This window comes from Streptomyces sp. CB01373, assembly GCF_002803075.1.
Classification (GTDB): Bacteria; Actinomycetota; Actinomycetes; order Streptomycetales; family Streptomycetaceae; genus Streptomyces.
Genome location: NZ_NNBK01000002.1, coordinates 373,521 through 386,119 on the forward strand (window position 1 = coordinate 373,521; position 12,599 = coordinate 386,119).

Annotated in this window: 11 protein-coding genes and 1 pseudogene; 4 read left to right on the plus strand and 8 right to left on the minus strand. The window is 73.7% G+C overall.

Features of this window, described 5'->3' with window-relative positions; genetic code table 11:
- Window positions 1-10: 10 nt before the first annotated feature.
- Together CG719_RS03995 and CG719_RS04000 are read right to left on the minus strand one after the other, a co-directional pair.
- A complete protein-coding gene (locus tag CG719_RS03995; protein WP_100567046.1) occupies window positions 11-673 on the minus strand; it encodes a class I SAM-dependent methyltransferase in 663 nt (220 codons plus the stop codon).
- Between the two features lie 181 nt (window positions 674-854).
- Window positions 855-2,594, minus strand: coding sequence for an MFS transporter (locus tag CG719_RS04000; RefSeq protein WP_100567047.1), 1,740 nt, complete (start codon window positions 2,592-2,594; stop codon window positions 855-857).
- Between the two features lie 409 nt (window positions 2,595-3,003).
- On the opposite strand from CG719_RS04000, the gene CG719_RS04005 reads away from it, so the two are divergent.
- On the plus strand, window positions 3,004-3,798 hold the full coding sequence (locus CG719_RS04005; protein ID WP_100567048.1) for a class I SAM-dependent methyltransferase: 795 nt from the start codon (window positions 3,004-3,006) through the stop codon (window positions 3,796-3,798).
- Between the two features lie 198 nt (window positions 3,799-3,996).
- Here the strand turns inward: CG719_RS04005 and CG719_RS04010 are convergent, their stop codons facing one another.
- Genes CG719_RS04010 through CG719_RS04025 form a run of 4 tightly spaced genes read right to left on the minus strand, consistent with a single transcriptional unit; the run spans window position 3,997 to window position 7,593 of the window.
- Window positions 3,997-4,638, minus strand: a complete 642-nt coding sequence (locus CG719_RS04010; RefSeq protein WP_199836497.1) for a response regulator transcription factor — start codon at window positions 4,636-4,638, stop codon at window positions 3,997-3,999.
- 49 nt (window positions 4,639-4,687) lie between these two features.
- On the minus strand, window positions 4,688-5,911 hold the full coding sequence (locus CG719_RS04015) for a sensor histidine kinase (RefSeq protein ID WP_100567049.1): 1,224 nt from the start codon (window positions 5,909-5,911) through the stop codon (window positions 4,688-4,690).
- Between the two features lie 15 nt (window positions 5,912-5,926).
- The gene (locus CG719_RS04020; RefSeq protein ID WP_100567201.1) at window positions 5,927-6,646 is read right to left on the minus strand and encodes an ABC transporter permease; all 720 of its coding nucleotides are present in this window, start codon (window positions 6,644-6,646) and stop codon (window positions 5,927-5,929) included.
- Between the two features lie 8 nt (window positions 6,647-6,654).
- On the minus strand, window positions 6,655-7,593 hold the full coding sequence (locus tag CG719_RS04025) for an ABC transporter ATP-binding protein (protein ID WP_234375397.1): 939 nt from the start codon (window positions 7,591-7,593) through the stop codon (window positions 6,655-6,657).
- A gap of 157 nt (window positions 7,594-7,750) precedes the next feature.
- On the opposite strand from CG719_RS04025, the gene CG719_RS04030 reads away from it, so the two are divergent.
- Window positions 7,751-8,650, plus strand: a complete 900-nt coding sequence (locus CG719_RS04030; protein WP_100567051.1) for a MaoC/PaaZ C-terminal domain-containing protein — start codon at window positions 7,751-7,753, stop codon at window positions 8,648-8,650.
- Between the two features lie 29 nt (window positions 8,651-8,679).
- Here the strand turns inward: CG719_RS04030 and CG719_RS35725 are convergent, their stop codons facing one another.
- A complete protein-coding gene (locus CG719_RS35725) occupies window positions 8,680-8,835 on the minus strand; it encodes a hypothetical protein (RefSeq protein ID WP_199836498.1) in 156 nt (51 codons plus the stop codon).
- A 908-nt stretch (window positions 8,836-9,743) separates the two neighbouring features.
- Window positions 9,744-10,770: pseudogene (locus tag CG719_RS36135) on the minus strand (hypothetical protein); the annotation flags it as partial.
- A 197-nt stretch (window positions 10,771-10,967) separates the two neighbouring features.
- Between CG719_RS36135 and CG719_RS04040 the strand changes: the two are divergent.
- Complete coding sequence (locus CG719_RS04040; protein ID WP_100567052.1) at window positions 10,968-11,837, plus strand: Nif3-like dinuclear metal center hexameric protein; 870 nt, start codon at window positions 10,968-10,970, stop codon at window positions 11,835-11,837.
- Window positions 11,834-12,577, plus strand: coding sequence for a zinc ribbon domain-containing protein (locus tag CG719_RS04045; RefSeq protein ID WP_100567053.1), 744 nt, complete (start codon window positions 11,834-11,836; stop codon window positions 12,575-12,577). Before CG719_RS04040 ends, CG719_RS04045 begins: the two co-directional genes overlap by 4 nt.
- The last annotated feature ends 22 nt before the right edge of the window (window positions 12,578-12,599 follow it).

The window sequence follows — 12,599 nt, forward strand, 5'->3', positions numbered from 1 at the left end:
GTCTGCGACTCTAACGGCGGTCGCGGGCGGCTGCTTCCGAACGCCGCAGTACGCGCAGCGATCCGGTCGCCGACACCTCGGTGAACCCGCCCGACTCCAGGGCGCGGAGGTACACGCGGTACGGGGCCTGCCCGGTGAACTCGTCCGCCGGGTCCGGGAACACGTCGTGGATCACCAGCAGCCCGCCCTCGGCCAGGTGCGGCGCCCACCCCTCGTAGTCGGCGCCGGCGTGCTCGTCGGTGTGGCCGCCGTCGACGAAGACCAGGCCGAGCGGGGTGTTCCACAGTGCGGCGATCTGCGGCGAGCGGCCGACGAGCGCCACCACGTGGTCCTCCAGGCCCGCCCGGTGCAGGGTCCTGCGGAACGTGGGGAGCGTGTCCATCAGCCCGATCTCGGGGTCGACCGTCCCCGGGTCGTGGTACTCCCAGCCGGGCTGCTGCTCCTCGCTGCCGCGGTGGTGGTCCACGGTGAGCGCGGTGACCCCGGCCCGCCGGGCCGCGTCGGCGAGCAGGATCGTCGAGCGCCCGCAGTACGTGCCGACCTCGAGGAGCGGCAGCCCGAGCCGCCCGGCCGTCACGGCCGCCGCGTACAGCGCCAGCCCCTCGTCGGTGGGCATGAACCCCTTCGCCGCCTCGAACGCGGCGAGGATCGGGGGTTCGGGTGCCACGGGCATGGGGGTCCTTCCGGTCGGTCGTCAGGGTCGTCTCGGTCGCTCGTCCTGGTCGGTCATCCTGGTCGGTTGTCCTGGTGGTCGTCCTGGTCGTGCGTCCTTGCAGGCCGCCATGCTGCCGCACTTCCGGCCGCGCGGGCGACCGGGGGGCGCGGGGATGCGTCTCACGGGCGTGCGTCTCGTCTCAGGCGGTGACCGACTCGCTCGGCAGGGACAGGTCCAGGTCGACCGGGTGGTCCTCGCCGGTGTGGTTCGCCGCGCTGGCGAGCGGGCCGTGCCCGGCGGCGCGGGCGGCCAGGACGTACGGGCCCCGGGCCGGGACCGCGAGGGTGTAACCGCCGTCCTCGGCGGAGAGCGTGGCGCCCGCCTGGCGGCCGCGGCGGTCGATCAGCGTGACCTTGGCGCGGGCGACCGGGGCGCCGCCCGCGTCCAGGACCCGGCCGCGGAAACCGCGCAGGACCGCCTCGGCCCGCGCAAGGTTGGCGTCCTCCTCGCTGCTCGCCCGCAGTCGCGGGCCCGTCGAGAGGTTCGGCCGGGGCAGGCACAGGGCCAGCGTCAGGCCCACGACGACGGCGGCCGTGGCGATCAGGAAGGAGACGCGGAAGCCGTGCATGGACGGGACCGCGAGACCGCCTGTGTGATGCGCGGTGTTGGCCAGCACCATGCCGATCACGGCGCTGGACACCGAGGTGCCGATGGACCGCATCAGGGTGTTGAGGCCGTTGGCCGCGCCCGTCTCGGACGCCGGGACCGCGCCGACGATCAGCGCGGGCAGCGAGGAGTACGCCAGTCCGATGCCGGCGCCCAGGACCACCGAGACGACGACGGTCTGCCAGGCCGCGTTCATCAGGCCGAGGCCGGCGGCGTAGCCGACCGCGATGATCAGCAGGCCGATGATCAGGGTGACCTTCGGGCCGTAGCGGGCGGAGAGGCGGGCGTAGACCGGCGCGGTGAACATCATGGTCAGGCCCAGCGGCGCCACGCACAGACCGGCGACCACCATCGACTGCCCGAGCCCGTAGCCGGTGGCGGTGGGGAGCTGGAGCAGCTGGGGCAGGACGAGGGAGACGACGTAGAAACTGACGCCGACCATGATCGAGGCGAGGTTGGTCAGCAGTACCTCGCGGCGGGCGGTGGTGCGCAGGTCGACCAGCGGGGCCGCGACGCGCAGCTCCATCAGGCCCCACAGCAGCAGGACGGCGACGGCCGCGGCGAACAGGCCGAGCGTGGTGGGCGACGACCAGCCCCAGTCGCTGCCCTTGGTGACGGGCAGCAGGAGCAGGACCAGGCCGCCGGCCAGGCCCAGCGCGCCCGGCAGGTCGAAGGAGCCCTCGGCGCGCGCCGGGGACTCCGGTACGACGAGGAGGGTGAGGCCGATGGAGAGGACGCCGAGGCCGGCGGCGCCGTAGAAGAGGGTGTGCCAGTCGGCGTGCTGGGCGACCATGGCCGCGGCGGGCAGGGCGAGTCCGCCGCCGACGCCGATCGAGGAGCTCATCAGCGCCATGGCGGAGCCGAGCCGCTCGCGCGGCAGCATGTCCCGCATCAGGCCGATGCCGAGCGGGATCGCCCCCATCGCGAAGCCCTGGAGCGTACGGCCCGCGATCATGGGCAGCAGGGCGGAGGTGAACGCGCTGACCAGCGCGCCGACCACCATCACGGAGAGGCTGGCGATCAGCATGCGGCGCTTGCCGTACAGGTCGCCGAGGCGGCCCATGATCGGCGTGGCCACCGCGCCGGACAGGAGTGTGGAGGTCAGGACCCAGGTGGCGTCGCTGGGCGAGGTGTCGAGGAGTTGCGGCAGGTCCTTGATGACCGGGACGAGCAGGGTCTGCATCACCGCGACGACGATCCCCGCGAAGGCGAGCACCGGGACGACGGCCCCGCTCCCGCTCCGCTCGGTCCGTCCGGTCGTCGTGAGCGTCATCGAGTGGGGCCTCCGGGCCGTGAGAGGTGAAGCGTGCGGTCATCCGTGCGGATCGAGCGCAGGGTCAACCCCGTCGACCGAGGCAACTATTCCGATGCTTTGGCGTACTAACGAATTCTTGACCGTTCCGTGAGGTTCTGAACGCCGGTCAGACGGGCGGTGGGCCGGGGGAGTGGAGGCGGAAAAAGCGGGGCCGGCCCGGCGTTGGAAGCCCTTCTCACGGTTCTGGGCGGGGGCGTGGGCGGAGTTTCGTGCCGGGCCGGGGGCGTGTCCTTCCAGTGCGCGCCGTGGTCCCGCACCCGCCCGCACAGCGGTCCCGAAGGACCCCTCTCACCCCTGCTGACCTGGGCTTTCGTGGTGATCAACCCTAGACTTGACCCACTTCGACACGGATACGGAAGGGGGCCGTATGGAGCGGGACGTTCGCACGGTCGAGGACGTACTGGAGCTGCTGGACGGGCTGTTCGCGCCGGACGCCGACCGGTGGACCGGGGACGCGGCCGGCTGGTGGGACGGGTTCTACGCGGACCGGAACCGGCCGGTGCCGTTCTTCGCGGACAAACCGGACGAGAACCTCGTCGAGTGGCTGGAGCGGGGGCTGATCGGCGGGCGCCGGGCACTGGACCTCGGATGCGGCCCGGGACGCAACGCGCTGTACCTCGCGGAGCGGGGCTTCGCGGTGGACGCGGTCGACCTGTCGCCGCAGGCGATTGCCTGGGCCAGGGAGCGGGCCCGGGAGATGGGACTCGGCGAGACGGGGTCCGAGGGGGCGGGGTCCGAGGAGGCGGGGGTCGAGGGGACAGGGGCCGGGGTGCGGTTCCTGTGCCAGGACGCCTTCGGGTCCGCCGGGTCGCCGCTCACCGGCCCGTACGACCTGGTGTACGACTCCGGTTGCTTCCACCATCTGCCGCCGCACCGTCGGATCAGCCACCTGGCCCTGCTCGACCGGGTCCTGGCCCCCGGCGGCCATCTGGCCCTGACCTGTTTCGCGGCCGGAGCCATGGGCTGCGAGCTGTCGGACGCGGAGCTGTACCGCACCTCACGCCTGCACGGCGGCCTCGCCTACACGCCCGACTCGCTGCGGCGCATCTTCGCGGACCTGACGGAGGTCGAACTACGCCGGATGCGCGACGAGCCGGAGGACTCACCACACTTCGGGGAGACGTTCCTGTGGGCGGGGCTGTTCCGGCGGGAGGCGGCGTAGCGAACGGTCAACGCGCTTGCGGACGGCGGGAGTGAGGGTGCGCGGGGGCCGCGCGGGCGGCCTGTGGTCGCGCCGTCCGGCGGTCCCGCCGTCCGGCGGCCAGGGGCGTGACCGTCGCAGCGGTCACACCGTCCGGCGGTGGCGGTCGTTCCTGGCGGCGGGATCCGTGACCGTCCCGGCGGTCGCGGCCCTCGGCGGTCACAGCCAGCCCTGGCGGCGGGCCTCCCGTACGGCCTCCGTGCGGTTGCGGGTGCCGGTTTTGCCGATCGCGGCGGACAGGTAGTTGCGGACGGTGGACTCCGACAGGTGCAGCTTCGCGGCGACGTCGGCGACCGTCGCCCCGTCGGCGGAGGCCCTCAGCACGTCGCACTCGCGGGCGGTGAGCGGGCTGGGGCCGGCGCTGAGGGCGGCCGCGGCGAGTACCGGGTCGACCACCGTCTCCCCGGCGAGCACCCGGCGGACCGCCGCCGCCAGTTCCTCCACCGGCCCGTCCTTGACCAGGAAGCCCCCGGCCCCGGCCTCCATGGCCCGGCGCAGATAACCGGGCCGGCCGAAGGTGGTCAGGATCAGCACCCGGCAGTGGGGAACGCGCTCGCGCAGCTCGGCGGCGGCGTCCAGACCGCTCATCCCCGGCAGTTCGATGTCCAGCAGCGCCACGTCGGGACGGTGGGCCAGCGCGGCGTCCACGACGGCGTCGCCCGCCGAGACCTGGGCGACGACCTCCATGTCGTCCTCCATGCCGAGCAGCAGGGCGAGCGCGCCGCGCATCATCTGCTGGTCCTCCGCGAGGAGGAGGCGGATGCACTTGGCGGGTCGGCCGTCCCCGGTCATGTCGTCCATGGACCAAGGGTATTGACTCGCGCCCCGCGGGCGTGGGCGCGTGGGCCGGTCACCTCACCGAGGAGCCGAGCCGGGCACCGCTGCTCTCCACCGTCTCTCCCGCCTCCAGAGGGACTTCGGCGGTCACCGTGAAGCCGCCGCGGGGCGAGGAACCGGCCCGCAGCGAACCGCCCGCCGCCGCGAGGCGTTCGGTCAGGCCCCGCAGGCCGGTGCCGCCCACCCGGTCCACCGGGTCCGGATCCCCCGACCGCCCGGCCGACGTGCCGTCCCCGTCGTCGGTGACCGTCAGACGGGCGCGCTCGGCCGTGCCGGTGACGGTGATCTCGCAGCGCCGCGCGCCGCTGTGCCGTACGGCGTTGGTGACCGCCTCGCGCACCACCCAGCCCAGCAGCGCCTCGGCGCCCGGCGTCAGCGGCGGGCCCGACCGGCGCACCACGGGCTCGATGCCGGCGGCGGTCAGCGCCGAACGGGCCCGGTCCAGCTCCGCGCCGAGGCCGCCCTCGCGGTAGCCGGTGACCGCCTCGCGGATCTCGGTGAGCGCCTGCCGTCCGACGGACTCGATGTCGGTGATCTGCGTCAGCGCCGCCCCCATGTCGCGGGGCGCCAGCCGCCGGGCCGCCTCCGACTTCACCACGATCACCGACAGCGTGTGGCCGAGCAGGTCGTGCAGGTCCCGGGAGAAGCGCAGCCGCTCCTCCTCCACCGCGCGGCGGGCCAGCTCCTCACGGGCGGTGCGCAGTTCCCGTACGGCGTCGGACAGGCTGAGGATCACCGCCGTCACGACCGTCGACAGGAACGTGCCGTAGCCGACGTTGATGCCGTTCCAGCCCTCGCGCAGCCCGCCGACGGCCCCCGCGAACAGGCCGAGGCCCACACTGATCCGGCCGAGCAGCGGCCCGCGCAGGGACGCGCCCGCCGCCAGGCCGAACAGCGGCAGGAACAGCAGCCACGTACCGCCGTACCCGATGGCCAGTCCGCACGTCACCAGGAACAGCAGCAGCAGCGCGAGGCGGGTGGAGCGGGCCGTCCGCGCCCGCTGGTCGAAGGCGCGGAACACCACATAGATGTAGAGCGAGTTGAAGGCCAGCAGGCCCAGGCCGCCGATCCACGGGTTGGGGGTCTTGCCCTGGAAGAGGTTGGAGTAGGCGCCCATCCCCATCAGCAGCCAGGGCAGCAGGGAGAAGCCGGTGGGCGGCGGCCCCGGATGCTCCTGCCCGCCCTCGCACCTCGTGCCCTGCTCCGTGCGGCAGGAGCTCCTGCGTGACCAGCGCATGTTCCGTTCCCCCGATCAGACCTTGCCGGCATGGCGGCGGTAGGACAGGACAGCGTACGAACCGAACAGCGTCAGCCAGCCCGCCAGTACGAGGATGGCACCCGCCGCCGGGACGTGGCCCTCCGCGACCGAGACCCCGAGGTCGGCGATCCCGTGTGTGGGCGTGTACGTGGACAGGGTGGCCATCCAGTGCGGGAACAGCTCGACCGGGAACCACAGGCCGCCGAGCACGGCGAGCCCCAGGTTGCACACCATGTTGACCACGCCGGTGGTCTGCGCGGTGAGCCCGTAGCCGTTGCCCAGTCCGAGCAGTGTGAACGGGACCGAGCCGAGCCACAGCAGCAGCGCCGTCGCCGCCCACTGCCACGCCGCCAGCCGTACGCCGTTGATCAGACCGCCCGCAAGGAGCACCGCGCAGATCGCGGGCAGCACGGTCACCGAGGCGGTCAGCGCCCGCCCGGCGACCACCTGGCGCGGGGTCATCGGGGTCACCCTGAGCTGCCGCAGCCAGCCGACCGTACGGTCCTCGGCGACCCCGCCGCCGGTGTTGAGGGCCGAGCCGACCGCGCCGTAGGCGGCCATGCCGACCATGGACGCGGTCCGCCAGCCCCGGTCGGCGCCGTCGCCGAGGTTGGTGAACAGCAGGTACATCATCACCGGCATCGCGATCCCGCCGATCACGAAGCCCGTGTCGCGCAGGGTGCGCCGCACCTCGAGACGCAGGTAGTCGAGTATGTCGCGCATCACGCCGCCTCCCGTTCGCGCTCCATGGCCGCCCGCGCGCCCGTCAGGGCCAGGAAGGCGTCGTCCAGCGAGGCCGGGGTGACCTCAATGCCGCGTACGGCACCCAGCTCGGCCAGCGCGATCACGGTCGCGTCCGGGTCGTCGGTGCGCAGCCGCGCCCGGTCCCCGCGCACCTCGAGCGATCGCACGCCGGGCAGGAGTTCCAGGCCCTCGGTGCCCCGCCCGGCCAGGTCGAAGGCGACCAGGCCGCCGCCCGCCGCGCGCCGCAGTTCCTCACCGGTGCCGTCGGCGACGAGCCGGCCGTGGTCCAGGACGAGGATGCGGTCGGCGTGGGTGTCGGCCTCCTCCAGGTAGTGCGTGGAGAACAGCACCGTGCGACCGCCGCGCGCGTAGGTACCCATCGCGTCCCAGAAGGCGTGGCGCGCCTCCACGTCCAGGGCCGCCGTCGGCTCGTCCAGCACCAGCAGCGCGGGGTTGCCGGACACCGCGACCGCGAACCGCACCCGCTGGGTCTGGCCGCCGGAGAGCCGGTCCACCCGCCGTCCGGCCAGGTGGGGGATCCCGGCCAGCTCCAGGGCGCGCGCGGCGGACAGCGGCGCCGGGTACCGTCCGGCCACGAAGGTGACCAGCTCGCGGACGGTGACCCGGGGCACCGCCCGCGCGTCCTGGAGCATGGCCCCGACCAGACCGGCGCGCACCGCCCGCTCGGGCGGCCCGCCGAACAGTTCGACGCCGCCCTCGTCGGGCGCGTGCAGTCCGAGCAGCAGCGAGATCGCCGTCGACTTCCCGGCTCCGTTGAGGCCGAGCAGGGCGACCGTCTCGCCCCGCTCGATGGTGAGGTCGACGCCGTCCACCGCGCGTACGGCGCCGAAGGTCCTGACCGCCCGTGTGAGGGACACGGCACGTTCCGTCTGCGTCATGTCTACGACCTGTGTCATGTCTACGACGCTACGAACTCCCGTGCCGCGCACGGCAGATGCGCTTGTACGGACTCCGGCAGGACAAATGTCACGGCCGGCGGTTCCGGTGTGCGCGTCCGGCGGGGCGACAGGATCCTTCCCAGCCGTGCAGCGCTGGGCTAGATTCTGGAAGCCCATGCCCATCGACGCAGCCGAGGCCCTCGCGGCCGGACCCCGTAGCGGTGAGATCTCCTGGAGTCCCCGGGACGTCCTGCTCTACCACCTGGGCATCGGCGCGGGCCTGCCCGCCACCGACCCCGGCGAGCTGCGTTACACCCTGGAGACGCGGCTGCACGTCCTGCCGAGCTTCGCCACCGTCGCCGGCGGCGGCCCGCCCGGTGTGATCGGCGGACTGTCCATGCCCGGCGTCGACGTAGACCTCGCCCGTGTCCTGCACGGCGGCCAGTCGCTGACCGTGCACCGTCCCCTGCCCGTGGCGGGCACCGCGACCGCCACCAGCCGCATCGCCGCCGTGTACGACAAGGGCACGGCGGCCGTCCTGGTCATGCGCACGGAGGTCGCCGACGGGCACGGCCCTCTGTGGACCGGTGACGCGGAGATCTTCGTCCGGGGCGAGGGCGGTTGGGGCGGCGACCGCGGGCCCTCCGCCCGCACCGCGGCGACGGCCGGCGAGCGGGGCGGTGAGCCGGACCGCACGGTCGAGCGGGCGGTCCGCGAGGACCAGGCCCTTCTCTACCGCCTCAGCGGCGACTACAACCCGCTGCACGCCGACCCGGAGTTCGCCGAACGCGCCGGCTTCGACCGGCCCATCCTGCATGGGTTGTGCACCTACGGCATGACCCTCAAGGCGGTCGTCGACACACTGTTCGGCGGGGACGTGACCCGCGTACGGTCCTGGTCCACGCGTTTCGCCGGGGTGGTGTACCCGGGCGAGACCCTGCGCGTCCGCATGTGGCGGCGGGACGCCGAGGTGCGGGTGGCGGTGAGCGCCGTCGAGCGGGAGGACGCGCCGGTGCTGACCGGCACGGTCGTCTGCGACGCCCCGGAGCGCGAAACGGCCCCGCCTGTCTGCTGACGGGCGGGGCCGCGGCGTTCGACGTGCGGTCAGGCCGCCGATTCGTTCTGCTCGGCAGGCCTGCGGTGGCGGCCGCTGGGTGCGGCCTCTCCGTCGCCCACCGAAACCGGACCCCGGTGCTTGCCGTGAGCCGCGGACTCTTCGACGTCGGCGGCGGACGGCTGGGTCGTGCTGGCGTCGCTCATCGGAAGAAATTCACCCCGTCAACAATGATCTTTCGTACAGCCCAGCGAGTCTAACCGGCGCACCTCAGGTCGTACCCAGGCGACCACGCCAACCGGCACCAGTTGGCACTAGTTCGTTACAAGCCGTCCCAGCGGCGCCTGTTGAAGGGGAACGGGACGGGAGGCGGGGCGGGGCACGAAGGAGACCGGAGGGCTGGATTCCGGGGCGGGGGAGAAGCCGAGGGTGGGGCCGAAGGTGGGGTGGGGGCCGGATACGGATCCGTCTTCAAGGCCGGGGGCGGGGCGAGGGCCGGGGTGCAGGCCGTGGTCCGGGCCGGGGCGCAGGCGGAGGTGACCAGGGTCGTGCGGGCCGGCTTCGGGGGCGGGGAGGGGGCAGGATTCGGTACGGATGAGGAGCCCGGTTCCAAGGGTGGCGTGGGTTCTGGCTCTGGGGATGAGGCACTGGTGCGGGGTGGCTTCGCCTGGGGCGTCGGGCCCGCTCTCGGGCCCGAAGGGGGGCTTGGCGCCGGGCCCGGCCTCGGTTGTGAGGTGGAGTCCGGTATCGGGTCCGGCTCCGGGACTGGCCCCGGGGGTGAGGTCCGGTTCCGCCTGGGGTGCGGCTCCGGGGCCGGTGTGGTGCCCGGCTCCGAGTCCGGCGTGGCGTTCCGCTTCGGGGCCGGCGTGCGGTCCGGTTCCGGGTGGGACCTGGAGCCCCGGTACGGCGGGTGGGCCGAACTCGGCCCGCGGACCGGGGCCGGCGGCTGGTTCGGGGGTGGCGGGCGGTCCGGGTTCGGTTCCGGGGCGCGGTCCCCGTGACGTGCCCCGGTCCGGCGCTTCAGGTGGCGCGGGGAGAGGGATGCGCGCCGCCGTCGGCCCCGCTGTCGGTGCCGGTTCCGGTCGCGGTGCCGGTGCCGACTGGCTCGTCGGAGAGGTCCACCGGGCCACACCGCACGGCACGGTGCTCGTGGCGTAGGGGAGACGGAGCACGCCGTCGTCGGTCCACAGGCCGGACCCGGCCAGCCACCCCTCGGGTGCCGGAAGATGACGTACCTGGCGCTCGGCGGGCCGCCACACGGCCACCCAACTGCCGGACGCGCCGTCGCACCGCAGCGCCACCCCGCACTGCTCGGGGGTGAGCACCTGCCCCGGCTGGATCGCGAACGGCGTCACCACGCAGTCCGGCAGCCGCAGGCACTCCGGGAAGCGGACCGGCTGCGTGCTGCCCAGCACGCCCCAGCCCAGCCGCTGCCGCCCGGGCGAGGGGGCGTCCGAGCGGATCAGCAGCAGTCCGCTGTCGAGGTCGGCGAGCAGCAGCCGGTCGTCGCTTCCCGCGGCGATCTGGAGCAGAGGCGACGTCTCGCCGCCGCGCTCCAGGTCCACCACGACCGCCTTCGTGCGCCCGCCGGTCTCCCGGTCCAGGGCCAGCATCCGCCCGGCGCGGTCCAGCCAGACCCCGCCCGAGCAGCGGCCCGGCACCTCGGCCAGGTGCTCGGGCCCGAAGGCGCCGCCCACCACCAGCCACACCGCCGAGGACCGCTGGCCCACGGCGAGCGCGTAGGCCCGCTCGCCGCCAGGGGCTGGGGGCAGCAGCCGCAGCCCGGTGCCTTCGGGGCACTCGATGGCGCCGAGCGGCAGCTCACCGGTGCCCGGGCCGGTCGGGTACAGCAGTGAGAAGGTGTGCCGGCCGTCCACCAACCGCCGGATCAGCACCCGGCCGTCGCCCATCGGCAGCACCTCCGTGCCGGGCTCCTCGGGCTGGTTGGCCGGCAGCGGCACCGCGTACGGCTCGGGGCCGTCCAGTGTCCAGCGCTCCGGGTACAGGGAGTCGCCGCTGCCCGCGAGCCGGGCGGCGTAGGCACCGTCCACCGTGATCGTGCAGCCCGCCCACGGGGTACCGTCCTTCTCCTCACCGGCCTTCTCACCGGCCGCCGAAGTCTCGACAATGCAGGCTGTCATCGTTCGGTCACCTCCTGCCAGGACGGTAGTTTTCCTACGCACACCGGACGGACCGGCGGGCGGCTGCTTCACACATACGGGTGGCCGAAAAACGATTCGCCTGAGGAAACCGCGACCGATGTGCTGGACGGCCCCGGTCCGGCCGGGGGCGACGGCACCGGTTCAGCCGCGGCGAACACCCAGGTAGCCTTGCACCCGTGCCCCGTCTGTCTGAAGTCATCGCCGCGCTGGAGAACCTGTGGCCCGCCGAGCGGGCCGAGTCCTGGGACGCGGTCGGCACCGTCGTGGGCGACCCCGAGCAGGAGGTCGGCCGGGTCCTGTTCGCCGTCGACCCGGTCCAGGAGACCGTCGACGAGGCGGTGAAGCTGGGCGCCGACCTGCTGGTCACCCACCACCCGCTCTACCTGCGCGGTACGACGACCGTGGCGGCCTCGACCTTCAAGGGCCGCGTGGTGCACACCCTGATCAAGAACGACATCGCCCTGCACGTGGCCCACACCAACGCGGACACCGCCGACCCGGGCGTCTCCGACGCGCTGGCCGGCGCCCTCGACCTCAGGGTCGTACGCCCCCTGGTTTCGGACGCCACCGACCCGGAGGGCCGCCGGGGCCTCGGCCGGGTCTGCGAGCTGGACCACCCGCTGACCGTGCGTGAACTCGCGGCCCGCGCCGCCGAGCGGCTGCCCGCCACCGCGCAGGGCATCCGCGTGGCCGGCGACCCGGAGGCGGTCGTCCGCACGGTCGCCGTCAGCGGCGGCTCGGGCGACAGCCTCTTCGACGACGTACGGGCCGCGGGCGTCGACGCCTTCCTCACCGCGGACCTGCGCCATCACCCGGCCTCCGAGTTCATCGCGGACCGCGCCCACAGTCCCCTCGCGCTGCTCGACGCGGCGCACTGGGCCACCGAGTGGCCCTGGTGCGAGCTGGCCGCCGCCCAGCTCGACGAGATCTCCGACCGGCACGGATGGGGCCTGCGCGTCCACGTCTCCACGACGGTCACCGACCCCTGGACCGCCCACGCGGCGTCCACCACCGCCACTTCTAGCGACCTGGGAGCCCCCAACTGAACGCCGCGCCCGCCGACCAGATCCGACTCCTCGACGTCCAGGCCCTGGACGTCCGCCTCCAGCAGCTCGCCCACAAGCGGAAGTCGCTGCCCGAGCACGCCGAGATCGAGTCGCTGAACCGGGACCTCGCGCAGCTGCGCGACCTCCTGGTGGCCGCGCAGACCGAGGAGAGCGACTGCGCCCGCGAGCAGACCAAGGCCGAGCAGGACGTGGACCAGGTGCGCAAGCGTGCCGCCCGCGACCAGCAGCGCCTGGACTCCGGTGCGATCACCTCGCCCAAGGATCTGTCGAACCTCCAGCACGAGATCGTGTCCCTCGCCAAGCGGCAGGGCGACCTCGAGGACGTCGTCCTTGAGGTCATGGAGCGCCGCGAGTCCGCGCAGGAGCGGGTCACCGAGCTGACCGGGCGCGTCGCCTCAGTCCAGGCCAAGGTCGACGACGCGACCGTGCGCCGGGACGCGGCCTTCGAGGAGATCGACGGCGAGGTGGCCTCCGTGACGAAGGATCGCGAGGTCATCGCCGCCGCCGTGCCCGCGGACCTGATGAAGCTCTACGACAAGCTGCGCGGGCAGCAGGGCGGCATCGGCGCGGCCAAGCTGTACCAGCGCACCTGCCAGGGCTGCCGGCAGGAGCTCGCCATCACCGAGCTGAGCGAGATCCGCGCGGCCGCCCCCGACACGGTCGTCCGCTGCGAGAACTGCGGCCGCATCCTGGTGCGCACCGCCGAGTCCGGTCTGTAGCCGGGTTCGTAGTCCGTAGTCC